Here is a 23,682-nt window from a genome sequence, read left to right on the forward strand (position 1 = left end):
CTGAGTCGCTATCGACTTCAACCTTTTTGCGGCGAAAGGAGACGCTATGATTTTTCCGGACCTCAAAGGTTTGCCCCTGCACCGGGTACTGATCCGCACGGTGAATGAGTTCATCGCGGACGAGATGTCCACCTACGCCTCGGCACTGGCCTACCAGATGCTGTTCTCGTTGTTCCCCTTCATTCTGTTCCTGATCGCCCTGATCGGTTTCCTCCATCTGCCGGACTTCTTCACCTGGCTGCGCCTGCAGTCGGAGCTGGTGCTGCCCCACGAGGCCCTGGAGCAGGTCAACCCGGTCATCGATCAATTGCAGCAGTCCAAGGGTGGCCTGCTGTCCATCGGTATCGTCATCGCCCTGTGGACCGCTTCGGCGGGTGTACGCCTGATGATGAGCGCGATGAACGCCGCCTACGACGTGGTCGAGGGGCGGCCGATCTGGAAGCGCTTCCCGCTGTCGGTGTTCTACACCGTGGGCATTGCCGGCATGCTTCTGGCCGCCGCGGCGCTGATGGTGCTGGGGCCGCAGGTGATGGCCTGGCTGGCGGGGCAGGTGGGCCTGGAGGACTTCATCGTCACCCTGTGGACCATCCTGCGCTGGCCGGTGATCGTGCTGCTGATGATGGTGGCCGTGGCCCTGATGTACTACGTGATGCCCGATGTGCAGCAGAAATTCCGTTTCATCACCCCGGGCTCGGTGCTGGCGGTGGTGGTATGGATCGTCGCTTCCCTGGGTTTTGCCTACTACGTGAAGACGTTCGCTAACTACAACGCCATGTATGGCAGTATCGGTGCGATCATCGTGCTGTTGCTGTACTTCTATATCTCCGCCGCGGTGCTGTTGCTGGGAGCGGAGATGAACGCGGTGATCGAACACATGTCGGCCGAAGGCAAGGACCCTGGCGAAAAGGACTTTGACCAGCACGACGAAAAACAACACGTTTCGGGACTGGGCCGGGACCACTCGCTCAAGCCGACCACTGACGAAGCCAGATCATGATCCGTGAAATCCTCAAGATGGGCGATGAGCGCCTGCTGCGCATCGCCCCGCCGGTACCGCCGGAAATGTTCGACAGCCCCGAGCTCTGGGAACTGATCGACGATATGTTCCAGACCATGGAAAGCGTGGGTGGCGTCGGCCTGGCGGCGCCGCAGATCGGTGTCGACCTGCAACTGGTGATCTTCGGCTTCGAGCACAGCGAACGTTATCCGGAAGCCGAAGCGGTGCCGCAAACCATCCTCATCAATCCGCTGATCACGCCCTTGAGCCCGGTGCTGGAAGAGGGCTGGGAAGGTTGTCTCTCGGTTCCCGGCCTGCGCGGCGCGGTGCAGCGCTACCAGCACATCCGCTACGAAGGCTTCGACCCCAGGGGCGAGCCCATTGTGCGCGTGGCCTCGGGTTTCCACGCCCGGGTGGTGCAGCATGAGTGCGATCACCTGATCGGCCGGCTGTATCCCTCGCGGATCAGCGATTTCAGCAAGTTCGGCTTCACCGAAGTGCTGTTTCCCGACCTCGACCCCAACGCCGACGAATAAGCCCCGGCCCGCCCGGTGTCAGGGCCTCGACCCAGGCCGGTCGATGGCCATGGCCAGCAATGGTTTGCTGCGCTGGTAGCGGGCCAGCCGTTCGTTCAAGGCGTGTGGCAGGCAGGTCGTGCTGCAGAAGCCCATCGACCGGTACAGGGCCTGCAGGTCCGGATGGCAGAACAGCCAGACCGGGCCTTCGACGCTTTGCACGGCCTGCCCCACCAGCTGGCTGGCCAGCCCCTGGCCGCGACTGGTCGGGGCGACGAACAGGCCCGTCAGCCAATAGCCTTCAGCTGCCGGGCTCAGGCTCATGCCAGCGATGATTTCACTGCTTCTGGCAACCCAGAGCTGGCCCTCGGAAGCGGCGCGCATGGATGACCGGTGCTGGCGATAGAACTTGTTCAGCAAGGGCCGTTCAACCTCGGCAAGCAGGTTGATCTGGAGGTCGGGCATGAGGTTTCCGGATTTGGCAACAGGGGCCGGCGGATTATAAAAGAACCCTGGCCGACTATAGGTGCTATACCTGAAGCCTTTCCCGCATCAGTGGAGTGAACGTCATGTCCAAAGGTATGAACGCCAAGAAAAATGCCAAGAAAAAGCCGGCAAAGAGCGCAGACGAGAAACGCGCCGAGAAAAAGGCCAAGAAGACCGAAGTGAATATCTTCGGCCACTGATCACTTTGACGAAGCCCGCCCCGCGGGCTTCGTGCTCTCTCCCCTCAGGCCAGTTCCAGCGCCAGGGCATCGCGTACCGCCGGTCGCTGTTCGACCCGAGCCTGGAACCGCGACAGCGCCGGCCAGTTCGCCAGGTCGATGGCGAACAATGCCGTCCAGCGCAGGACGGTGAACAGGTAGGCATCGGCGATCCCGAACTGCGCGCCTTGCAGGTAGTCCTGGTGTTCCAGCGTCTGCTCGAGCAAGGCCAGGCGCTTGAACAACTTCTGCTTGAACACCTCTTTCACCCCATCATCGAACCCCGGATTGAACAGCCAGCCCATGATCCCGTGCACTTCGCTGGTGATGAAGTTCAGGGTTTCCTGCAGGCGCACCCGCTCCCAGCTGCCATTGGCCGCGGCCAGGCCGGACCCGGGCTTGAGGTCGGCGAGGTATTGCAGGATGGCCGGGCCTTCAGTCAGGACCTGGCCATCGTCCAGTTGCAGCGCGGCTACGTAGCCCTTGGGGTTGATGGCGAGGAAGTCCCGGCCGTCGGCGGTGCGCTTGCTGCGGTTGTCGACGCGGATGGCCTCGAACGGCAATTGCAGCTCGCGCAGCACGATATGGGAGGCCAGGGAGCAGGCTTGTGGGGCGTAGTAGAGTTTCATCGGCAGGTCTCTGGTGAAAGTGCGAGCCAGTGTCGTGCAAGGCGGCAACATGGGTAAAATTAATCTTTCAGAACACTGCCATAAGGACAGCTACTGCCATGATGAACCTGATGCACTGGCGCCTGCTGGTGGCGATTGCCGAGTGCGCCACCATCACCCGGGCCGCCGAGCAGGTGGGCATGACCCAGTCCGGGGCCAGCCAGGCCCTGGCCCAGATGGAGGACATGCTCGGGGTGCAGCTGTTTGTCCGCGAGAGCCGCCAGGCGCTGCCCACGGCGATCGGTTTGCAGGTGCTGGCCCAGGCGCGGGTGATGCTCGAGGCCCTGGCCGAGGTCCGCCGGCAGGTGGACGCGGCGCGGGGCATTCCTCAAGGCAGTGTGCGACTGGCGGGCTTTCCCATGGTCCTGGCGACTTTCCTGCCGCCGTTGCTGCGGCGTTTCAAGCAGCTGTATCCGGGCATCGAGGTGGTGCAGCTGGAGGTCAGTGATGATGAGGTCGAAACCCTGCTAGAGGCGCAACTGGTGGATCTTGGGGTCGTGCTCAACCCGGCCCCCGAGCGCCGCTCTTGGTTGCTGGGGCGTGATTCGTGGGTCGCGGTGCTACCTGAAGATCACCCCTGGCAGGCCTCGACCATCGACCTTGAAACCTTGCTGGCGCAGCCCTTTGTCCTGGCCACCGGGGGCTGTTCGGTGAATGCCCGCAGCCTGGCCGCCGAGGCCGGGATCCCCCTGGCCGACGTCCGGGTGGAGGTGCGGGAATGGAACAGTGCCTTCAGCCTGGTGCGCGAGCGGCTGGGAGTGACTCTGGTGCCACAGAGTACGTTACCGGTGCAGTGCGAAGGGTTGCGGGTGCTGGAACTGAGCACAGGAGTGGAGCGGGAGTTCGCCCTGGTAGCGGCGCCGGGGCGGGAGTCGAGTGTGCTGGTCCAGGCGTTTCTGTCGACCCTCGAAGAGTTTTAGTGAGGGAGCTTCCCGGGCTTTGCCACAGGCTCTGTTTATGTCTTGTTTGTTACTTGTCGCGAATGCACTTCAATACCTCGAAAGTTGTGAAAACAGACTGACTAGTGGCCTTGCATAGAGACTGCGGCTGTCTATGCTCAATTGTGAAAATTCGTATCTGTTGGCCTATGAGTATCCGTCCCGAGCGGCCTGCGCCGATGTAACCGGTATGCGTGCGACCTTCATCCAGGGCGCAGTATTGAATTCATGAATAAAGGCGAGAGTGCGCAGTTAGAGGCACCGCAGTATCAGGAGTGTCGATTTAGATGGAGTTTCTTAACTTTGTTAGGTCAGGCCCGGAAATGGGGCATCAAGTAAAGGATGGCTTGATAAGAGCGTTGCAACATGGACTCTCCGATTAAACATCATTTATCACCTGACACTTCCTCTCTCATATGGAGGGAGGCGCTTGCCCTGTTTTATAGATCGTTGTGGTGGATCAGTTGAAAGACTAGAAACTTCCGTCAATCAAAAGACAGCGTTGAAGGTGATACAACCATGTTTAACCTACATCACAAGGCTGACCTGCTGGAAATCGAACGATTCAACTGTGCGCTGAGCGAGGCCAACGCCAAGTTGGCGGCGATCAGTCGTTCCATGGCGATGATCGAGTTCTCGCCCGATGGCATCGTGCTGGATGCCAATGAAAACTTCTGCCAGGTCATGGGCTACTCCGCAGAAGACATACGTGGCAAGCATCACCGGATTTTCTGTGAGGAAGAGTTCTATCGCAGCGAGGAGTACAGCAAGCTGTGGCGCGACCTGGGGCGTGGCGAACCGGTCAGCGGGACTTTTCTGCGCCTGGACAAGCGTGGCCGGGAGATCTGGCTCGAAGCCAGCTACATGCCGGTGTTCGATGCCGATCGTCAGGTGCGCAGTGTGATCAAGGTGGCGTCGGACATCTCCGAACGCATCCATGTCGAACATGAGAACCAGAGCCTGCTGAACGCTATCGGCCGTTCCATGGCCATCATCGAGTTCAGCCCGGACGGCAGGATCATCACCGCCAACGACAACTTCCTGAAGACCATGCAGTACACCCTGAATGAAATCGTTGGCCAGCATCACAGCATGTTCTGCCACCGTTCCGAGGCTGAATCCCCGGAGTACAAGCAATTCTGGGCTTCGTTGAACCGTGGCGAGTTTCACTCCCATCGTTTCGAGCGGGAAAACAAGTATGGGCAGACGGTGTTTCTCGAAGCCTCCTACAACCCGCTGTTCGATACCAAGGGCCGCCTGTACAAGGTGGTGAAGATCGCCAGCGACATCACCGATCAGATGACCACCTTGCGCTCCGCCGCCGAGTCCGCCCACAGCACCTCGGTGCAGAACGACGCCTGTGCGCAGAAGGGCTCGGAGGTGGTGCAGCAGACCGTGGAAATCATTCAGCAGATTTCCCATGACCTCAATGAAGCGGCCCACAGCATCGATGCGGTGAGCAAGCAGTCGGACATCATCGGCAGCATCGTCCAGACCATCCGCGGGATCGCCGACCAGACCAACCTGCTGGCCCTCAACGCGGCCATCGAGGCCGCCCGTGCCGGTGAGCACGGGCGCGGTTTCGCCGTGGTCGCGGACGAGGTGCGCAGCCTGGCGGCGCGCACCAGCCAGGCGACGGTGGAAATCGTCGAGGTGGTGCGCAAGAACCACGACCTGTCGACGAGCGCGGTGACCAGCATGCAGTCGAGCTTGAGCCGCACCGGGCTCGGGGTCGAACTGGCGAATGAGGCGGGAGAGGTGATCCTGGAGATCCAGCAGGGCTCGCGGTACGTGGTGGATGCCATCAGCCAGTTCAACTCGACCCTGCAGTTGCAGTAGCCGGTTTTCGCCGGGCACAAAAAAGGGTTCCCATGGGGAACCCTTGCGCGTCCAGCGGGGTTACAGCGTGGCGAGGAACTTCTCGTCCACCGGTTTGGCGCTGTCCTTGGCGTCTTTCTCTTCCTTGGCCAGTTGCATCTTGTCCTGCAGGCGCTGGGCAATTTCCTGGTTGATCGCCAGTTGGCGCTCTGGCGGCAGGTTCTTCAGGTCTTCCTCGGTCAGCCCCATGTCCTTGAGGATGCTGTCGCGCAGGCGCTGTTCCGGGGTCTTGCTCATGTAGTCCTTGAACTCGCTCAGCGCGCCGGTTTCCGTCGCGCTGGTAGCCTGCGCGGCACTGGCGGTCGGTGGCGTGGCCTGGAGCAGCACGCGGGTCTTGGCGAAGGCGGCGTTGACGTTGTCGTCCACGCTGTTGGCCTGCTGGCTGGAGGACTGGGACGCCGGATAGGTCACGGAGTTCTGGGCCTGTTGCAGCATGCCGCTGTACAGCGCGCTGGCGGCTGCGGTAGTCGGGTCCATATCGGTGCGCGAGGTGGGCTGCACCGAAACGGATTTCTGGGCGTTGACCAACATGATCGGGAACCTGTGTAAGAGAACTAGGCTGAGGTTTTAGCAAGTTCCATGCCGATTGATGAGCCCTTGTATATCAAGGGCTTGGCTCAAGACGCCGGTCGTGGCTGCCAGCAAGCGGACAAGTCTTGCCGCTTTCAGGCAACCGCTGCCGGCGCCGTCTTCATGCGTGGGCAATGTCTTCCAGGGCCAGGTTGCGGGTGCGCGGCCCGAAGCGGCCGATGGTCAGGATCACGATCAGCATGCTGCTGACGATAAAGGCCAGGACCCCGGGCGTGCCGAAATGCTCGAGGAAAAAGCCCACCAGCAAACTGCTGAACACCGTCGACAAGCGGCTGAACGAGTAACAGAAGCCCACCGCCCGGGCGCGAATGTTGGTGGGGAACAATTCGCTCTGGTAGGAGTGGTAGCTGAAGCTCAGCCAGGCATTGCAGAAGGTGATCATCACCCCGCAGACAATCAGCCCCAGGGCGCTGCTCTGCAGGGCGAACAAGGTGCCGAAGGTCATGGCGCCCAGGGCCGAGCCGACGATCTGCCACTTGTTCTCGAAGCGGTTGGCGAAACGCACGAACAGCAGCGGCCCCAGGGGATAGGCCAGGGTGATGATGAAGGCGTACAGCAGGCTGTGGGTGACGCTCACGCCCTGGCCCGACAGCAGCGCCGGCAGCCAGTTGCCGAAACCGAAGAAGCCGATGGCCTGGAACACGTGAAACACGATCAGCATCAGGGCCCGGCGGCGGTAGGGCGGTTGCCAGATATCGGCGAAGCGCCCACGGCCCTGGATATCCACGGCCTGGGGTTCGGGCTCATCCAGCGGCTTGGCGTAGTCCCGGGCGCAGCGGGTCTCGAGGCCTTGCAGGATCCGGTCGGCTTCGTCGAAGCGCCCGTGCTGGGCGAGCCAGCGTGGCGACTCCGGCAAGCGTGAGCGCAACCACCAGATGAACAGGGCGAACACCGCACTGGCCAGCACCACCCAGCGCCAGCCGGAGATCCCCCAGGGCGCCTGGGGCACCAGCCACCAGGACATCAGCGCCACTGCCGGCACCGACAGGAACTGCACGAAAAAGGCAAAGGCGAAGGCCGAGCTGCGCATGCGCTTGGGCACCAGTTCGCTGAGGTAGGCGTCGATGGTCACCAGTTCGATGCCCAGGCCGATGCCCACCAGGAATCGCATGCAGATGATCCCCAACGCCGTGCTCTGCAGCCCCATCAGCACCGTGGCCAGGGTGTACCAGATCAGGGCGAAGGTGAAGATCGCCCGGCGTCCGAAGCGGTCGGCTATCGGGCTCAGCAGGCTGGCGCCGAGGAACAGGCCGAGAAAGGTCGCCGAGGCGAAGGCCGCCTGGTCGGAAAAACCGAACACCCCCTGGTTGCCGCTGGCGAAGATCCCGTCGCGGATCAGCCCCGGGCTGATGTAGGCGGTCTGGAACAGGTCGTACAGCTCGAAAAAACCGCCAATGGACAGCAGCGCCACCAGGCGCCAGATCGTGGCCACGGCAGGCAGGCGGTCGATGCGCGCGCTGATGCCGGCGGCGCGTTGAGGGTCGAGGTCGCTGGTGAGCGGGGCAGAGGCGGGCATGCAGGGAATTCCACAGGACACAGAGCGGAAATCTTAGCCTGCTAACGGAAACCAAGGATTGTGAATCCACGTGCGTAAACCGGAGGATGCGCTGATTTATTGTCGTATTTCGTTACATCTGCCGGATTTATAGCGCAATGCCGGGCACCCGCGCGTGACGGCGGGTGCCCCGTGGTGGCTCAGTAGGTGATGGGAATGCCGAAATTTTCCTGGAAGGCATCGTCCACCGGTTCGTAGCCCAGCACCCGGGTGGTTTCGCTGAGGTCCAGGCGCTTGAAGCGATTGTTGGAAATGCCGTGGCCGATCAGCAGTTGCACCCCCGGGGTTTCCACTGCCCGTTGCAACAACTGCACTGCATCCCGTGGGCTGAGCCAGGCGCTCAGGTCGCGGGTGGTGGTCAGTTCGTGGTGTTTCGGGTCTTCGAACGCACCAATGCGCAGGGCAATGCAGGACAGCCCGCGCTTGGCGGCATAGAAGGCGCATAGCGCCTCGCCGTAGCACTTGCTCACGCCATACAGGTTGGCTGGCATCACCGGCATGCCCGGAGTGATCTGCCGGTCCACCGGGTAGCCCTCGATGGTCTGGGCGCTGCTGGCAAATACCAGGCGCCGGCAACCGGCCTGTACCGCGGCCTCGAACAGGTAGGTGGTGGCGAGGATGTTGTTCGGCAGCAACTCGTCGAAGCTGGCGCTGGCATGGGGAATGCCGGCCAGGTGCACGATGACGTCGATCCCCGGGAGCAGGCGGCCGATGGCTTGCGGGTCGTCGAGGTCCAGGCGCACGAAGCGGTGTGGCGCGGGGATTTCGAAGTCCGGCTCTACCCGGTCGGTGAGGGTGAAGCGGTGGCGCTCTTGGGAGCCCTGAAAAAACACCTTGCCGATCCTGCCGCAAGCGCCGGTCAGTAGTACGTTAAGTCCGTTCATTTCGAATCTCCGATGGGCCAGAGGAGGGATGGCCAGCTCAGGCGATGCCATTGCGCCCGTGCAGCATGAAGCCCGGGTGCAGGCTGAGGCGTTCGTAGTAGGCGGCCACGGCGGGGTAGGCCGGGTGCTCCATGGGGGTCATCTTCCAGCGATTCACCGAGAGACCAAGAACGATATCCGCAAGGCTGAAATCCTCGCCCAGAACATAGGCGCCCGAGCGCTCGAGCTGGCGTTCGAGGATTTGCATCTTGGCATTCCAGGCCAGCAGGCTGGCGCCGATGCGCTGGCTGTCCTGGTAATCCGCATGCTGGCGCACCAGGCCCATGAAGGCATAGCTCCAGGACGGGTTCAGCTCGGTGGCCTGCCAGTCCATCCACTGTTCAACCAGGGCCCGGGCGCGCGGGGCCGTGGGCAGCAGGCCGCTGCCGGGGTGCAGGTTGGCCAGGTAGCGGCAGATGCTGTTGGATTCCCACAGGACCCCGGCGTCGTCGATCAGCACCGGCACCTGGGCATTGGGGTTGAGGGCGAGAAACTCGGGGGTATGGGTGGACTGAAAGCCACTACCCCAGTCTTCCTGCTGGTAGGAAAGCCCAAGCTCCTCACAGGTCCACAAGACTTTCCTGACATTGATGGACGAGGCTTTACCGAGAATTCTGCAGCGGGTTCCCATGACGCTTCCTTGTTCGTGGTACTGGATGGCCATGGGAATCTAACAGCGTGGCGTCGTCTCGGCGACGATCAATTTGCCGATACGGGTATCTCAGGCCGGATCGGGGAGGGCCGAGGCCGGCAAGCCGAAAACCCGGTCGAACAGCCAGTTGAAGGCAAAGGTGTAGCAGGGGATGAACAGGATCAGCGCCAGGTCCAGGAGAAAGGCCTGCACCAGGCTGATCGCCATCCACCAGGCGATCAGCGGGATCAGGAACACGATCAGGGTCAACTGGAAACCCACGGCATGGGCAATGCGCCGCTTGACCGTACGGGTGCGCGATGGCTGGCGGCTTTCCCAGCGCTCGAACAGGGTGGTGTAGATGAAGTTCCAGGTCACCGCGATGCTGGTGATGACCACCGCCAGTGGCCCGGTGCTGCTGGGCGAGGTGCCGGACAGCAGGGCCAGGCCCAGGGCCGAGAAGGTCATGCCGAACACTTCGAATAAAGAGACATAGACCAGTTTGCGTTTCACGCCTTGCATGCGGGTTCCTCGATTTTGAATGGGAATGGCCAGCCTGAGGGTGGCGCAGGGCGCGGAAGATAGCTTCAATCAAGGTGACAGAAAAAGTCGGAAGCTTTCAGTTTTCCTGATAGGTTGTTTCTCATGAACTTCTCCAGCGACAGCATCCAGTTGTTTCTCGCCGTGCTCGATCGCGGCTCCTTTTCTGCGGCGGCGCGTTCTTTGGGCAAGGTGCCTTCGGCCGTGAGCATGGGCATCGCCAACCTCGAGGCGGAGTTGGGGTATGCGCTGTTCGATCGCAGCCACCGCGAGCCGCTGCCCACGCCGCTGGCCTTGTCCCTGGCGCCCCATGCGCGGCTGATTGCCGACCAGCTCAAGCAATTGCAGGTGCATGCCGTCGAGCTGTCCCTGGGCCTGGAGAGCAAGCTGTCGATCGCGGTGGTGGATGACATCGACAAGCAACGGGTACTGGCCGCCATCAAGCTGATTGCCGAGCGTTATCCGCTGCTGGAAGTCGAGCTGCTCAGTGCTCCCCAGGATGACGTGCTGCACCTTTTGCACAGTGGCCGGGTCAGCGTCGGCGTGGCCTTTGCCGGGTTGAGCGTGAATGCCCTGGAGTATTTCCAGTACCTGGGCTGCGAGCGGATGATTGCCTGCATTTGCGCCGGGCACCCTGTGTTCCAGGCCAGTGACGGTTCGCTGTACCTGGAAGAGCTGATCAAGGTCCGTCAGGTGGTGGTGGCCAGCCGCGACCTGCCCCTGAGTGATACCCGGCCCCTGGTGGGCGAGTCGCTGTGGCGCACCGACAGCCTGGCGATGGCCCTGCACATGGTGGAGGCGGGGATCGGTTGGGGCAATTTCCCGTTGTCGGTGATCCAGCCGTTGCTGGCGGCGGGGCGCTTGCAACGGCTGCATTTCAAGAACATCGACAACGGCCTGGTGTTGCCGGTGCACGCGGTGTGGTTGAAGAACCAGCCTTTGCAGAAGGGGGCCCTGGCCCTGGTGCAATTGCTCAGCGGCGAGGACCCGGCGCTGGGGGCCGTGGCCCCGCCTGCCTGAGTGCCTACGCCAGGGCTTGCCGGCGCAACCAGTGCAGCAGTTTTCCGCTGGCCGAATCCGGGTCTATGGCCTGGGGGGAAAGCAGGTAATAAGCGCTGCCATCGGCGACAAAGCCGAAGGGCGCACACAGCAGCCCGCCCTCCAGGTCGTCACGCACCAGTTGCCAGGGGGCAATGGCCAGACCCAGCCCGGCCACGGCCGCTTGCAGGCTGAAGTAGAAGTGCTCGAAGACCTGCTCCGGTGGCGTCGGGGCAACCGGTTGTTGCTGCAATTGCAGCCACTGTTGCCAGGCGTGCGGCCGGGTGGCGCTGTGCAGGCGCGGTGCCTGCGCCGCCAGTTGCGCCAGCCCGGCCGTTGCCGGGGTCCAGTCGGCCTGGCGCTCGGGGCGGCATACCGGGCCTATGGCTTCGTCGAATAGCCAGTGGGCCTGGGTGTCGCGGCTCCAGGCAAAGTCGTTGCGGCGGATTGCCAGGTCGATACCGGCACCGAACGAGAAGGGCCCGCCGCCGGCCAGCAGCTGGATCGGCACTTGCGGGTGCTCGGCATAGAACCCCGGCATGCGCGGAATCAGCCAGCGCATCAGCAGGGTCGGCTCGCAGGACAGCACCAGCGGTGCTGCGGGAGCCGGGGCTCGCAGGCGGCTGGCGGTGCTCTCGATCAGGTCCAGGGCCTGGGTCACGCTGTGCAGCAGTTCGGCTCCGGCGGCGGTGAGAAAGACCCGCTGGCTGCGGCGCTCAAAGAGAGGGGTGCCGAGGTCCTCTTCCAGGGCGCGCACCGCACGGCTGATGGCGCCGTGGGTCAGGTGCAGGGTGGCGCCGGCCTGGGTGAAGCTTTCCAGGCGTGCAGCGGCTTCGAAGCAGCGCAAGGCGCTCAGCGGGGGCAGGCGCCGTCGCGAGAATTGTGAGTTTTTATCACCAGGAATGTCAGTTTTCATCGTTATCGGCCTGGGTCATGGTCCCAATACAGTAGCGCCTGATTCTATAGCCTAGGCGTATTCAACGTGACCGAACTGTTACTCGTAATCACCATTACCATTCTTGCTGTACTCAGCCCCGGGGCCGACTTTGCCCTGGTAACCCGCAACAGCCTGCTGCTTTCGCGCCGCCACGGCGTGTTCACGGCCCTGGGCATCGGGCTCGGGGTCATGGTGCATATCGGCTACAGCTTGCTGGGGGTGGGGGTGCTGTTGCAGCAGTCGCTGCTGTGGTTTACCGGCTTGAAGATCGCGGGTGCGCTGTACCTGATCTACCTGGGCATCAAGCTGTTGCGCAGCCCTGAGCAACGTCCGGGGGAAGAACCGGCAGAGGGGGCTCGGATGTCGACCTGGGGCGCCTTGCGCAGTGGCTTTCTGACCAATGCCCTGAACCCCAAGACGATGATTTTCGTTCTCAGTCTGTTCATGCAGGTGATTCAGCCGGGCACGGCCTTGCCGGTGCAGATCGGCTACGGCGCGATCATCGTCCTGGCCCACGTGCTGTGGTTCGTGCTGGTGGCGCTGTTTTTCTCGGCACCGGCGATTGCCGGCCGGCTACTGGCCTACAAACGCCGGATCGATCAGTTGTTCGGCGCGGTGCTGGTGGGCTTCGGCCTGTTGCTCAGTGTCCTGAGCGTCAGGCCCTGAGGCGTTTCAGGTGCTTTCCCGAACCCGCAGTTCAAAGCCCATGTCCACCACCGGCTCGGCCACGCTGTTGCCGGCCAGCAGGGTCAGCATCTGTTCGGCGGCGCGGCGGCCAATGGCTTCGCGCGGAGTGCTGATGCTGCTCAGGCGCGGCACCATGTGTTCGGAGGAGGGCAGGTCGTTGAAGCCCAGCACCGCCACCTGCTCGGGCACCTTGATCCCGCAGCGCATGGCTTCCAGCAGCGCGCCCTGGGCCAGGTCGTCGTTGCCGAAGAAGATCGCGTCCACCTGGGGCTGGCTCTGCATCAGCTGCAGGAACAGCTCGGCCCCCAGGCCGACGGACGAGGGCCGTGGGGTCAACAGTTCCAGGTCGGGGTTGTACAGCCCGGCCTGCTGCAGGGCGCGGCGGAAACCTTCGCCGCGCAGCAGGGTGCGCTGGTCCAGTTGCGCACCGACGTAGGCCAGGTGCTTGCGCCCGCGGGAAATCAGGTGCTGGGCCGCCGTTTCGCCGGCGTTCAATTGCGAGAAGCCCACGCAGTTGAGCCCGGCGCCGGAGTCCAGGTCCATCATGTAGACGCAGGGAATGTTGTTCGCCTCGATCATCCGTCGGGCGCTTTCGGTGCGGTCGAAACCGGTCAGCAGCAGCCCCCGGGGCTGGTAGGTCATGTAGTTGCGCAGCAGGTTTTCTTCTTCGTCCCGAGAATAGTGGCAGTTGCCGATCAGCACTTCGAAGCCTTTGGGGCGCAGTACCTGGTGGATGGCTTCCAGGGTTTCGATGAACAGCAGGTTGGACAGCGACGGCACCAGCACCACCACCGACTGGCTCTGCGCCGAAGCCAGGGCGCGGGCGGCGGAGTTGACCACGTAGTTCAGTTCCTGCGCGGCCTTCTGCACCTTTTCCACCAGTTCGGTGGCCACGCTGCTGACGCCGCGCAGGGCCCGGGAGGCGGTAATCGGGCTGACTCCGGCCAGGCGGGCGACTTCATTGAGGGTGGGACGGCCCGTGGTACGGGTGTTTTTATCGTTTTTATGAGTGGTCATCAGACGGCTTGCCAAACAAAATTCAAGTCTCTAAGGTAGCGCTGTCCTGAAACAGCTGCAATGCGTGAGCGAGGTGTGCCTGACCCTCGCTCTTTGGTTTGGCGGACTATATACGCGGCAACCCACAAAAATGACAAGAAGGCGTCGGCAGACACTGTTTTTGTACTAGATTTTTTATTTGCGAAGGTAGCGCTGTCTGCGCGCTGAGGTGTTTCATGAGTCAACCCATCACCGCCCTGGTCATCATGGGTGTTGCCGGCTGCGGCAAGTCCAGTGTCAGTCAGGCCCTGTGCCAGCGCAGCGGCGCCATGGCCATTGAAGGCGATACCTTCCACCCGGCGGCGAACATCGCCAAGATGAGTGCCGGCATTCCCCTCGACGACGAAGACCGTGCCGGCTGGCTCGACAGCCTGTGCGATGAACTGCGTCGTGCCCTGGCCGCCGGCCAGCACCCGGTACTGACCTGCTCGGCGCTCAAGCGCAAGTACCGCGAGCGCCTGCGCGCCGCCACGCCCGGCCTAGGCTTTGTCTTTCTCGAACTGACTCCGGCAGTCGCCGCCGACCGTGTGGCGCACCGGCCAGGGCATTTCATGCCTTCGACCCTGATCGACAGTCAGTTCGCCACTCTCGAATCCCCGGTGGGGGAGCCGCTCACCCTGGCCCTGGATGCCAGCACCCTGAGCGTCCAGCGCCTGGCCGAACTGGCCAACCAATGGTGGCTGGAGCATGGCCTGGAACCTTCACATTAAGTGCTGGCTCGAAAAAGGTAGCGCTATCCCACTCGGCCCTTGTTTTTAACGCTTTAATAAAAACAACAAACCGGAGGCAATCCCATGTTTGGCATGTCCCAAGAGACCTATCTGCTGGTTGATGCAGTGGTCACTATCATCGGGCTGATCGTGTTGATCACCCGATTCAAGCTGCACCCCTTCATCGCTCTGATCATCGCCGCGGGTTTCCTCGGCCTGACGTCGGGCATGCCGGTGGACAAGATCATCAAGGCGTTCCAGGACGGCTTTGGTGGCGTGCTCGGTTTTGTCGGCATCATCCTGGCCCTGGGTACCATGCTCGGCAAGATGATGGCCGAGTCCGGTGGCGCCGATCAGATCGCCCAGACCCTGATCCGTTCGTTCGGCAAGGAGCGGGTGCAGTGGGCGATGATGTTCGCCGCCTTCCTGGTGGGCATCCCGCTGTTCTTCGAGATCGGCTTCGTGCTGCTGATTCCGCTGGTGTTCATCGTTGCCCGGCGTACCGGGGTGTCGCTGATCAAGATCGGCATTCCGCTGCTGGCCGGCCTGTCGGCGGTGCACGGTCTGGTGCCGCCGCACCCGGGGCCGCTGCTGGCCATCGGCGTGTTCGGCGCCGACATCGGCAAGACCATCCTGTATGGGCTGATCGTGGCGCTGCCCACGGCGATCATCGCCGGGCCGATCTACGGCACTTTCATTGCCAAGTACATTCCCGGCAATCCGTCCCAGGAACTGGTGGACCAACTGGCCCGCGAGCCCCAGGCCGCCCAGTTGCCCAGCTTCAGCGTGACCCTGGTGACCGTGCTGCTGCCGGTGTTCCTGATGCTGCTCAAGACCTTCGCCGACGTGGCGCTGCCGGACGGACACTTCTTCCGCATCTGGATGGACATGATCGGCCACCCGATCACCGCCTTGCTGCTGGCGCTGCTGCTGTCGCTGTACACCTTCGGCTACAAGCAGGGCATCGGTTCCAAGCAGATTCTCAAACTGTTGGATGCCAGCCTGGCGCCGACCGCGGCGATCATCCTGATCATCGGTGCCGGTGGCGGCTTCAAGCAGATGCTGGTGACCAGCGGCGTGGGTGACGTGATCGGCCATATGGCGGTCAATGCGCAGATCTCGCCGATCCTCCTGGCGTGGCTGGTGGCGGCGGTGATCCGTATCGCCACCGGTTCGGCCACCGTGGCGACCATCACCGGTGCCGGCATCGTGGTGCCGGTGGTGGGGATGATCCCCGGGGTCAACCGCGAGCTGCTGGTGCTGGCCACCGGCGCCGGCTCGCTGATCCTGTCCCACGTCAACGACGCCGGGTTCTGGCTGGTCAAGCAGTACTTCAACATGACCGTGGCCGAGACGTTCAAGACCTGGACGGCGATGGAAACCATCCTTTCGGTGGTGGGCCTGATCTTTATCCTGCTGCTGTCGTTGGTGGTTTAAGAGCACCGCCCGTAGGAGCGGGCTTGCCCGCGAAACACCGATAGCACAGCCACAAAAAAACCGCATCGCTGCGGTTTTTTTGTGGCTCAAGCCATCTCAGCTTTTCGGTGCCAGCCCGTCAGCGCGGAACATGCCGCGGATGCCGCGCACTGCCTGGCGAATCCGGTCCTGGTTTTCGATCAGGGCGAAGCGCACGTGATCGTCGCCGTATTCACCAAAACCCACCCCCGGCGAGACACAGACCTTGGCTTCGGCCAGCAGCTTCTTGGCGAACTCCAGGGAGCCCAGGTGCGCGTAGGCCTCGGGAATCTTGGCCCAGACATACATTGAGGCCTTGGGATTCTCCACCATCCAGCCCAGCTCATGCAGGCCCTTGACCAGCACGTTGCGCCGCTGCCGGTACTGTTCGGCAATGTCGCGCACGCATTGCTGGTCGCCTTCCAGGGCGGCAATCGCCGCCACCTGCAACGGGGTGAAGGTGCCGTAGTCGTGGTAGCTCTTGATCCGCGCCAGGGCGCTGACCAGTTCCGGGTTGCCCACCATGAAGCCGATGCGCCAGCCGGCCATGTTGTAGCTCTTGGACAGGGTGAAGAACTCCACCGCGATGTCCTTGGCGCCCGGCACCTGCATGATCGACGGGGCTTTCCAGCCGTCGTAGACGATGTCGGCGTAGGCCAGGTCATGGATCACCAGCACGTCGTACTGCTTGGCCAGGGCGATCACCCGTTCGAAGAAGTCCAGCTCCACGCACTGGGCGGTGGGGTTGGACGGGAAGCCGAGGATCATCATCTTCGGCTTGGGGATCGAACCGCGGATGGCCCGCTCCAGCTCGGCGAAGAAATCCACCCCGGGCACCAGCGGCACCGAGCGCACCTGGGCGCCGGCAATGACCGCGCCGTAGATGTGGATCGGGTAGCTGGGGTTGGGCACCAGCACCGTGTCGCCCTGGTCCAGGGTGGCCAGCATCAGGTGCGCCAGGCCTTCCTTGGATCCGATGGTGACGATGGCTTCGCTTTCCGGGTCGATATCGACCTCGTAGCGGTCCTTGTACCAGCGGGAAATCGCCCGGCGCAGCCGCGGAATGCCCTTGGAGGTGGAGTAGCCGTGGGTGTCTTCGCGCTGGGCGACGGTGACCAGCTTCTCGACGATATGCGGCGGGGTAGGGCCGTCGGGGTTACCCATGCTCAAGTCGATGATGTCTTCGCCGCGCCGACGCGCAGCCATCTTCAGCTCGGCAGTGATATTGAAAACATAGGGGGGAAGACGATCGATGCGCGCAAAGCGGCGCGGCGAACCTTGTTCGGCCATTGTTGCCTCGAAAAGACGTAAGCGCCCGGAACCGTCCGAGCGACGTTGGCCACTGCGGTGGCCTGCGGGGCAGACGATACGGGCGCCGCCGGCGGCTTGTCCAGAGGCGCGGAAAATTATTTTTGGTGCGCCGGGCGGATTTGCGAGGGTGCAGGATTTGCCGCTATAACGTGCACGCTTCTTGCCTGCAAGGGCTGTGAGCTGCCTCAGCCGGCCCGGCTTTTCCGGGCTCCTCGCACCTCGCCCCTCTTCGAACAACAGCAGCAAACGGGATGAATGATGGAGTTTACCAGCGGCTTCTTGTTGAGCCTTTCGCTGTGCCTGGACATCGGCGTGGCCAATATCGCGATGATTACCCTGGCCATGCAACGGGGTTATTTCCAGGGCTTCTGCCTGGGCCTGGGGACCTGTGTCGGTGACCTGATCTATGCGCTGCTGGCCCTGGCCGGGATGACCGTGCTGCTGCAATACCAAAGCGTGCGCTGGGTGCTGTGGATCGGCGGTTCGGCCCTGCTGGTGTACTTCGCGGCGAAGATGATCTACGCCGCCCTCCATCACAGCGCGGTGCTGGCCACCGCCGGGGAGGCGGACCAGGGCTCGCCGCGTCGGGAGTTTTTTCGCGGGATCTTCCTGGCCATGTCGTCCCCCAGTGCGATCCTCTGGTTCGCTGCCGTGGGCGGCACCCTGATTGCCCGATCCGGGGGCGGTGGGATTGCCGATTCGGGATTGTTCCTGGCCGGCTTTTTCTGTGCCGGGCTGGTCTGGACCCTGGGCCTGTGCCTGGCCGCGACCCAGGGCGGCAAGCTGCTGGGGGACAAGCTGTTGCGCTATTCCTACCTGGCATCTGCGGCGATCTTCTGCTATTTCGCGGTGTATGTGATTCTATCCGGCTACCAGGAGTTCATCCTTGGTACGGGCGCGGCAGACCTTCCGGCGCTCTGATCCTGGCCTTGGCTATTGGCTTCTATACTTCGTGCCGAACCCATATTTTCTGCGGCAGGAGTGGCATTCATGGATGAGCAAGAACAGGGCAGAGGCCCAGAACCGCGCTTCGAAAGGGAGCGTTTTTTGCTGATCGCCGGCCTCGGCGAACGATTCACTCCTGCCACTCGCCAGGACATCGGCCTGCTGTGGCAGCGCTTTGTGCCGCACATCGGCAAGGTGCCGGGGCAGGTCGACCGCAAGACCTATGGCATCTGCTGCAACCCCGACGGCCAGGGCGGCTTCGAGTACATCGCCGGGGTCGAGATCAGCAAGCTCGACGATCTGCCCGAGCGCTATCGCTGGATCGAGGTGCAGCCGCAGCACTATGCGGTGTTCGAGCATGGCGGCGCCTTGCAGGACTTGCCCCGGACCTTCGACTACATCTGGAACACCTGGCTGCCCCAGTCGGGTCGAGAGGCCGCCGATGCCCCGGAATTCGAGCGCTACAGCGCCGACTTCAACCCCCAGGCCGGCACCGGGGTACTGGAAATCTGGCTGCCCCTGAAAAGTGAATGACCCCCTCGGGGGCGCTGTCCCGTCCCCGATTCTCCCGCCCCGCACCGCCGCAATCTTTACGCCGTCTTAATGCCGCCCCCGGCAATCAGTGCCCGACCTTGATGCGCCCTCACCTAACCTGCGTGGCGCAGAGGAGAGCGGTGGACGAGGCGTTCCCGACTCCCTGCCGGCGCCCGTCGCGGGTGTCCTGACCGGCCGTGCCCGGGTTGCGCTTTGCGCTCCCGGCACCGCCTTTGAGCATTAAGGGGAGAGCTGCCTTGCTGACACTGCCATTCATCTACGGCGCCAGTGGTTTGTGCGCCGTGCTGCTGTTTGCCTACCTGGGTTATGCGCTGATCCGTGCCGAGAAATTCTGATGACCGCACGCAGCAACTGCCACCCACTTTCATTCGCCCGTCCGGGCATCTACCAGAAAGGAAACCAGCCATGTTCGACCTGATCTTCGTGGGCCTGACCCTGGGGTTCTTTGTATTGACGGCCCTGGTCATCGTCGCCATGGGCAAGATTTGAACGGAGCATCGACATGTTGAGTACTGTGCTGGAATACGCGGTGATCCTCGGCCTGATGACCGGGCTGGCCGCGCTGATGGGCCAATGGCTGGCCCGGGTCTTCAGCGGCCGTGGCCACGCCTTGCCGGAGCGTGCCACCTACCGCCTGCTGGGGATCGACCCGGCTGAAACCATGGGCTGGGCCCGCTATGGCTCGGCCCTGCTGCTGTCCAACGCGGCGATGATGCTGCTGGGCTACCTGCTGCTGCGCCTGCAAGGCAGCACGCCGCTCAACCCCCTGGGGCTGGCGGCGCAGACCCCGGACCTGGCGTTCAACACCGCCGCGTCCTTTATCACCAACACCAACTGGCAGGCGTACTCAGGTGAAAGCAGCCTGTCGAACTTCAGCCAGATGGCAGTGATCACCTTCCTGATGTTCGTCGGCGCTACCGCCGGTGTTGTCGCCGCAGCCGGCTTCATTCGCGGCCTGAGCCGTTCCAGCTCGGCGGATATCGGCAACTACTGGGTCGACTTCACCCGCACCCTGTACCGGGTGATGCTGCCGTTGTGCCTGGTCATGGCCCTGGTCTATGTCTGGCAGGGCATGCCCCAGACCCTCAACTCCCAGGCCCTGGCCACCACCCTGGAAGGCGCCCAGCAGCAACTGATCGTCGGCGCCGTGGCCAGTTTCGAGTCGATCAAGCACATCGGCACCAACGGTGGCGGCTTCTTCAGCATGAACGCGGCCCACCCGTTCGAGAACCCGACGCCGCTGACCAACGTCCTGCACATCCTTAGCATGCTGCTGATCCCTTCGGCCCTGACCTACGCCTTCGGCAGCATGCTGCTGCGTCGGCGTCAGGGCTGGGTGTTCTTCGGCACTTTCCTGGTGATGTTCGTCGGCTTCCTGGCGATTGTCTTCACCGCGGAGCAGGGCGGTAACCCGCTGCTGACCCAGGTCGGTGCCGACCAGCAGGTGTCGGAGACCCAGAGCGGCGGCAACATGGAAGGCAAGGAGCTGCGCTTCGGCATTGCCGACACCGCGCTGTTCGTCACCACCACCACCGGCGCCACCACCGGTTCGGTGAATGCCATGCACGACTCGCTGACCCCCATGGGCGGCTTCGTGCCCCTGGCGCAGATGATGCTCAACTGTGTGTTCGGCGGCGACGGCGTGGGCTTTATCAACCTGATCCAGTACGCCCTGCTGACGGTGTTCCTGGTGGGCATGATGATCGGCCGCAGCCCTGAGTTCCTCGGCAAGAAGATCGAGGCCCGGGAGATCAAGCTGGTGATGCTCTCGGTGCTCGCGCACCCGATCTGCATCCTCGGTTTCACCGCCCTGGCGGCACTGTGGCCGGGCACTCTCAATAGTCTCAACAATCTGGGCCCCCATGGCTTCAGCGAGGTGCTCTACGCCTACGCCTCGGGCACCGCCAACAACGGTTCGGCGTTTGCCGGCCTGAACGCCAATACACCGTTCTTCAACACCACCATTGGCCTGGCGATGCTCATGGGGCGCTTCTTCACCATGCTGCCGATGCTGGCCGTGGCCGGTTCCCTGGCGGCGAAAAAGAACATCCCGGCCGGTGCCGGCACCATTCCCACCGCCACGCCGCTGTTCATGTTGCTGGTGGTGTTCGTGGTGCTGGTGGTCGGTGGCCTGACTTTCCTGCCGGCCCTCGCGCTCGGCCCGCTGGTGGAGCAACTGCAGTTGCTCGCCGGCCAGACCTACAAGTAAGGGGTTGTGATGACTACGCAAATGCAAACCCAGGGCGCCACCGCGCTGCTGTTCAAGGGCCTGTTGCGCCCGGTGCTGGTATCGGCGGTGTTCTTCATGCTGCTCACCGGGCTGGCCTATCCGCTGGTTACCACGGGGTTGGCCAACCTGCTGTTTCCGTTCCAGGCCCAGGGCAGTCTGGTGCAGCGTGATGGCCGGGTCGTGGGCTCGGCGCTGATCGGCCAGGCGTTCGACCGCCCGGAGTATTTCCAGGGCCGCCCGAGCATGACCCTGGGCAGCGATCCGCTGGACCCGAGCAAGAGTGTGCCCCAGCCCTACAACGCCGGGGCCAGTGGCGCCAGCAACCTGGGCCCCACCAGCCAGAAGCTGGTGGACAGCGTGGCCGCGCGGGTCAGCGCCTATCGCCAGCTCAATGGCCTGGCGGCAGACATGCCGGTGCCAGTGGACGCGGTGACCGCCTCGGCCTCCGGCCTGGACCCGCACATCTCCCTGGCCAACGCCCGGCTGCAACTGAACCGGGTGGCCCGCCAGCGGCAAATGGCCGCCGTGGACGTGCTGATGCTGCTGCAGGCGCACAGCGAAAGCCGCACCTTCGGCCTGCTGGGCGAGCCCCGGGTCAATGTGCTGCAACTCAACCTGGCGCTGGATGCCCAAGCGCCCCTGCATTCCTCGCCCGTTGCGGCCAGTGAGTAAGAGACGTCGATCATGAGTAGCAACCCTCGTATAGCGTTGTTCGACCGTGGGCTAGTGCTCACCGCGTGCCTGGATGCCGTGAAGAAACTGCTGCCCCAGGCGCAGTGGAAGAACCCGGTGATGTTCGTGGTCTACCTGGGCAGCCTTCTCACCACCCTGCTGTGGTTCCAGTCCCTGGGCGGCGAGGGTGAGGCCCCCAGCGGCTTTATCCTCAGCATCACCCTGTGGCTGTGGTTCACCGTGCTGTTTGCCAACTTTGCCGAAGCCCTGGCCGAGGGCCGCAGCCGGGCCCAGGCGGCGAGCCTCAAGGGCATGAAGCGCCAGACCCTGGCCAAGCTGCTGCAACAGCCCCGGCATGGCGCCGCCTGGTTGCCCATGGCCGCCAGCGAACTGCGCAAGGACATGGTGGTGCTGATCGAGGCCGGCGACCTGGTGCCCCTGGACGGCGAGGTCATCGAAGGCGTGGCCACGGTGGACGAAAGCGCCATCACCGGTGAATCGGCGCCGGTGATCCGTGAGGCCGGGGGCGATTTCTCCTCGGTCACCGGCGGCACCCGGGTGCTGTCGGACTGGCTGGTGGTGCGCATCAGCGTCAACCCCGGCGAGTCGTTCCTGGACCGCATGATCTCCATGGTGGAGTCGGCCAAGCGCCAGAAGACTCCCAACGAGGTGGCCCTGACCATTCTCCTGGTGGGCCTGACCCTGCTGTTCCTGCTGGTGATCGTGACCCTGAGCCCGTATTCGATCTTCGCCGTGGCCATGAGCGGCACCGGCAGTGTGATCAGCGCCACGGTGATGGTGGCGCTGCTGGTGTGCCTGATCCCCACCACCATCGGTGGCCTGCTCTCGGCCATCGGTGTGGCGGGCATGAGCCGGATGATGTCGGCCAATGTCATTGCCACCTCCGGCCGCGCCGTGGAAGCGGCGGGGGACGTGGACGTGCTGCTGCTGGACAAGACCGGCACCATCACCCTGGGCAACCGCCAGGCCAGCGCCTTCCTGCCGGCGCCGGGGATCAAGGACAGCGAACTGGCGCAAGCCGCGCAACTGGCTTCCCTGGCGGACGAAACCCCGGAAGGCCGGAGCATAGTGGTGCTGGCCAAGCAACTGTTCGACATCCGTGGGCGCGACCTTCACGCCCTGGGCGCCAGCTTCGTGCAGTTCACCGCCCAGACCCGCATGAGCGGGGTCGACCTGCCCGAGGGCCGGAGCATCCGCAAGGGCGCGGCCGATGCCATCCGCCGGCATATCGAGGCCCAGGGCGGCAGCTTCCCGCCGGCCTTGCAGGCCAAGGTCGATGAAGTCTCGCGCCGTGGCAGTACGCCGCTGGTGGTCAGTGAAGGCGCCCAGGCCCTGGGCGTGGTGGAGCTCAAGGACGTGGTCAAGGGCGGGATCAAGGAGCGCTTCGCCGAGCTGCGGCGCATGGGCATCAAGACCGTGATGATCACCGGCGACAACCGCCTGACCGCGGCGGCCATCGCCGTGGAAGCCGGGGTCGACGATTTCCTCGCCGAAGCGCGGCCCGAGGACAAGCTGCAACTGATCCGCGACTACCAGGCCAAGGGCAAGCTGGTGGCCATGACCGGCGACGGTACCAACGACGCCCCGGCCCTGGCCCAGGCCGACGTGGCGGTGGCCATGAACAGCGGCACCCAGGCGGCCAAGGAAGCCGGCAACATGGTGGACCTGGACAGCAACCCGACCAAGCTGATCGAAGTGGTGGAAGTGGGCAAGCAGATGCTCATGACCCGCGGCGCCCTGACCACTTTCAGCGTGGCCAACGACGTGGCCAAGTATTTTGCTATCGTACCGGCCGCCTTCGTCGCCACTTACCCGCAACTGGCGGCGCTGAACGTGATGCACCTGAACAGCCCGAACTCGGCGATTCTCAGTGCGGTGATCTTCAACGCGCTGATCATCGTGTTCCTCATCCCCCTGGCGCTTAAGGGGGTGAAGTACCGGGCCATTGGCGCCGCGGCGCTGCTCAACCGCAACCTGCTGATCTACGGCCTGGGCGGGGTGCTGGTACCCTTCGCCGGGATCAAGCTGATCGACATGCTGCTGGCCGGCCTCGGCCTGGTCTGACAGGGACTTGCAAGGCGGCGCTCTTTCGAGTGCCGCCTTGTCCATTTAAGGATGCACATGG

At 63.4% G+C, this 23,682-nt stretch carries 25 protein-coding genes; 15 read left to right on the plus strand and 10 right to left on the minus strand.

Annotation, left to right across the window (positions count from 1 at the left end; all coding sequences use genetic code 11):
- Nucleotides 1-46 precede the first annotated feature (46 nt).
- Both BM382_RS09700 and def read left to right on the plus strand, forming a co-directional pair.
- On the plus strand, nucleotides 47-997 hold the full coding sequence (locus BM382_RS09700; protein ID WP_011062849.1) for a YihY/virulence factor BrkB family protein: 951 nt from the start codon (nucleotides 47-49) through the stop codon (nucleotides 995-997).
- Complete coding sequence (gene def, locus BM382_RS09705) at nucleotides 994-1,533, plus strand: peptide deformylase (protein ID WP_011062848.1); 540 nt, start codon at nucleotides 994-996, stop codon at nucleotides 1,531-1,533. Before BM382_RS09700 ends, def begins: the two co-directional genes overlap by 4 nt.
- An 18-nt stretch (nucleotides 1,534-1,551) precedes the next feature.
- On the opposite strand, the gene BM382_RS09710 is transcribed toward def, so the two are convergent.
- Both BM382_RS09710 and gstA read right to left on the minus strand, forming a co-directional pair.
- On the minus strand, nucleotides 1,552-1,977 hold the full coding sequence (locus BM382_RS09710) for a GNAT family N-acetyltransferase (RefSeq protein WP_072442718.1): 426 nt from the start codon (nucleotides 1,975-1,977) through the stop codon (nucleotides 1,552-1,554).
- A 265-nt stretch (nucleotides 1,978-2,242) separates the two neighbouring features.
- Complete coding sequence (gstA, locus tag BM382_RS09715; RefSeq protein ID WP_072442720.1) at nucleotides 2,243-2,845, minus strand: glutathione transferase GstA; 603 nt, start codon at nucleotides 2,843-2,845, stop codon at nucleotides 2,243-2,245.
- A 98-nt stretch (nucleotides 2,846-2,943) separates the two neighbouring features.
- On the opposite strand from gstA, the gene BM382_RS09720 reads away from it, so the two are divergent.
- On the plus strand, nucleotides 2,944-3,804 hold the full coding sequence (locus tag BM382_RS09720) for a LysR family transcriptional regulator (protein WP_072442721.1): 861 nt from the start codon (nucleotides 2,944-2,946) through the stop codon (nucleotides 3,802-3,804).
- 537 nt (nucleotides 3,805-4,341) lie between these two features.
- Nucleotides 4,342-5,661, plus strand: coding sequence for a methyl-accepting chemotaxis protein (locus tag BM382_RS32175; RefSeq protein ID WP_019093206.1), 1,320 nt, complete (start codon nucleotides 4,342-4,344; stop codon nucleotides 5,659-5,661).
- Between the two features lie 60 nt (nucleotides 5,662-5,721).
- Here the strand turns inward: BM382_RS32175 and BM382_RS09730 are convergent, their stop codons facing one another.
- From BM382_RS09730 to BM382_RS09750, 5 genes are all read right to left on the minus strand, one after another.
- Nucleotides 5,722-6,231 carry a hypothetical protein gene (locus tag BM382_RS09730; protein ID WP_019096099.1) on the minus strand — a complete coding sequence of 170 codons (510 nt, stop codon included), beginning with the start codon at nucleotides 6,229-6,231 and terminating at the stop codon, nucleotides 5,722-5,724.
- A 160-nt stretch (nucleotides 6,232-6,391) separates the two neighbouring features.
- Nucleotides 6,392-7,807: an MFS transporter gene (locus BM382_RS09735; protein ID WP_019093580.1), complete on the minus strand. Its 1,416-nt coding sequence runs from the start codon at nucleotides 7,805-7,807 to the stop codon at nucleotides 6,392-6,394.
- 179 nt (nucleotides 7,808-7,986) lie between these two features.
- On the minus strand, nucleotides 7,987-8,730 hold the full coding sequence (locus BM382_RS09740) for an NAD-dependent epimerase/dehydratase family protein (RefSeq protein ID WP_011062841.1): 744 nt from the start codon (nucleotides 8,728-8,730) through the stop codon (nucleotides 7,987-7,989).
- Between the two features lie 37 nt (nucleotides 8,731-8,767).
- On the minus strand, nucleotides 8,768-9,400 hold the full coding sequence (locus BM382_RS09745) for a glutathione S-transferase family protein (RefSeq protein ID WP_011062840.1): 633 nt from the start codon (nucleotides 9,398-9,400) through the stop codon (nucleotides 8,768-8,770).
- A gap of 90 nt (nucleotides 9,401-9,490) precedes the next feature.
- Nucleotides 9,491-9,922, minus strand: a complete 432-nt coding sequence (locus BM382_RS09750) for a PACE efflux transporter (protein WP_015636721.1) — start codon at nucleotides 9,920-9,922, stop codon at nucleotides 9,491-9,493.
- 123 nt (nucleotides 9,923-10,045) lie between these two features.
- On the opposite strand from BM382_RS09750, the gene BM382_RS09755 reads away from it, so the two are divergent.
- Nucleotides 10,046-10,960 (plus strand): LysR family transcriptional regulator, encoded by a 915-nt coding sequence (locus tag BM382_RS09755; protein WP_011062838.1) that lies wholly within the window; start codon nucleotides 10,046-10,048, stop codon nucleotides 10,958-10,960.
- Nucleotides 10,961-10,964: 4 nt separating this feature from the next.
- Here BM382_RS09755 and BM382_RS09760 read toward each other — a convergent pair whose 3' ends face one another.
- On the minus strand, nucleotides 10,965-11,894 hold the full coding sequence (locus tag BM382_RS09760; RefSeq protein ID WP_072442723.1) for a LysR family transcriptional regulator: 930 nt from the start codon (nucleotides 11,892-11,894) through the stop codon (nucleotides 10,965-10,967).
- A gap of 66 nt (nucleotides 11,895-11,960) precedes the next feature.
- On the opposite strand from BM382_RS09760, the gene BM382_RS09765 reads away from it, so the two are divergent.
- Entirely contained in the window at nucleotides 11,961-12,581 is a 621-nt protein-coding gene (locus tag BM382_RS09765) for a LysE family transporter (RefSeq protein ID WP_011062836.1), read from the plus strand.
- A gap of 6 nt (nucleotides 12,582-12,587) precedes the next feature.
- Here BM382_RS09765 and BM382_RS09770 read toward each other — a convergent pair whose 3' ends face one another.
- Nucleotides 12,588-13,619 (minus strand): HTH-type transcriptional regulator GntR, encoded by a 1,032-nt coding sequence (locus BM382_RS09770; protein WP_011062835.1) that lies wholly within the window; start codon nucleotides 13,617-13,619, stop codon nucleotides 12,588-12,590.
- Nucleotides 13,620-13,834: 215 nt separating this feature from the next.
- On the opposite strand from BM382_RS09770, the gene BM382_RS09775 reads away from it, so the two are divergent.
- Together BM382_RS09775 and BM382_RS09780 are read left to right on the plus strand one after the other, a co-directional pair.
- Complete coding sequence (locus BM382_RS09775) at nucleotides 13,835-14,368, plus strand: gluconokinase (RefSeq protein WP_011062834.1); 534 nt, start codon at nucleotides 13,835-13,837, stop codon at nucleotides 14,366-14,368.
- Between the two features lie 84 nt (nucleotides 14,369-14,452).
- The gene (locus BM382_RS09780; protein WP_011062833.1) at nucleotides 14,453-15,805 is read left to right on the plus strand and encodes a GntP family permease; all 1,353 of its coding nucleotides are present in this window, start codon (nucleotides 14,453-14,455) and stop codon (nucleotides 15,803-15,805) included.
- 96 nt (nucleotides 15,806-15,901) lie between these two features.
- Here the strand turns inward: BM382_RS09780 and alaC are convergent, their stop codons facing one another.
- Nucleotides 15,902-17,113 (minus strand): alanine transaminase, encoded by a 1,212-nt coding sequence (alaC, locus tag BM382_RS09785; protein ID WP_011062832.1) that lies wholly within the window; start codon nucleotides 17,111-17,113, stop codon nucleotides 15,902-15,904.
- A gap of 279 nt (nucleotides 17,114-17,392) precedes the next feature.
- On the opposite strand from alaC, the gene BM382_RS09790 reads away from it, so the two are divergent.
- From BM382_RS09790 to kdpB, 7 genes are all read left to right on the plus strand, one after another.
- Nucleotides 17,393-18,055, plus strand: coding sequence for a LysE family translocator (locus tag BM382_RS09790; protein WP_011062831.1), 663 nt, complete (start codon nucleotides 17,393-17,395; stop codon nucleotides 18,053-18,055).
- Between the two features lie 69 nt (nucleotides 18,056-18,124).
- Nucleotides 18,125-18,613 (plus strand): GyrI-like domain-containing protein, encoded by a 489-nt coding sequence (locus BM382_RS09795; RefSeq protein WP_011062830.1) that lies wholly within the window; start codon nucleotides 18,125-18,127, stop codon nucleotides 18,611-18,613.
- A gap of 257 nt (nucleotides 18,614-18,870) precedes the next feature.
- Entirely contained in the window at nucleotides 18,871-18,969 is a 99-nt protein-coding gene (gene kdpF, locus BM382_RS09800) for a K(+)-transporting ATPase subunit F (protein ID WP_019093583.1), read from the plus strand.
- Nucleotides 18,953-19,123: a hypothetical protein gene (locus tag BM382_RS31865; protein WP_011062828.1), complete on the plus strand. Its 171-nt coding sequence runs from the start codon at nucleotides 18,953-18,955 to the stop codon at nucleotides 19,121-19,123. Before kdpF ends, BM382_RS31865 begins: the two co-directional genes overlap by 17 nt.
- A gap of 13 nt (nucleotides 19,124-19,136) precedes the next feature.
- Entirely contained in the window at nucleotides 19,137-20,843 is a 1,707-nt protein-coding gene (gene kdpA, locus BM382_RS09805; protein WP_072442725.1) for a potassium-transporting ATPase subunit KdpA, read from the plus strand.
- A gap of 9 nt (nucleotides 20,844-20,852) precedes the next feature.
- Complete coding sequence (kdpC, locus tag BM382_RS09810) at nucleotides 20,853-21,536, plus strand: potassium-transporting ATPase subunit KdpC (RefSeq protein ID WP_015636717.1); 684 nt, start codon at nucleotides 20,853-20,855, stop codon at nucleotides 21,534-21,536.
- 12 nt (nucleotides 21,537-21,548) lie between these two features.
- Nucleotides 21,549-23,621 (plus strand): potassium-transporting ATPase subunit KdpB, encoded by a 2,073-nt coding sequence (gene kdpB, locus BM382_RS09815; RefSeq protein ID WP_011062825.1) that lies wholly within the window; start codon nucleotides 21,549-21,551, stop codon nucleotides 23,619-23,621.
- Nucleotides 23,622-23,682: the final 61 nt, after the last annotated feature.

Source organism: Pseudomonas sp. NFPP25 (assembly GCF_900116505.1).
Lineage (GTDB): Bacteria > Pseudomonadota > Gammaproteobacteria > Pseudomonadales > Pseudomonadaceae > Aquipseudomonas > Aquipseudomonas protegens.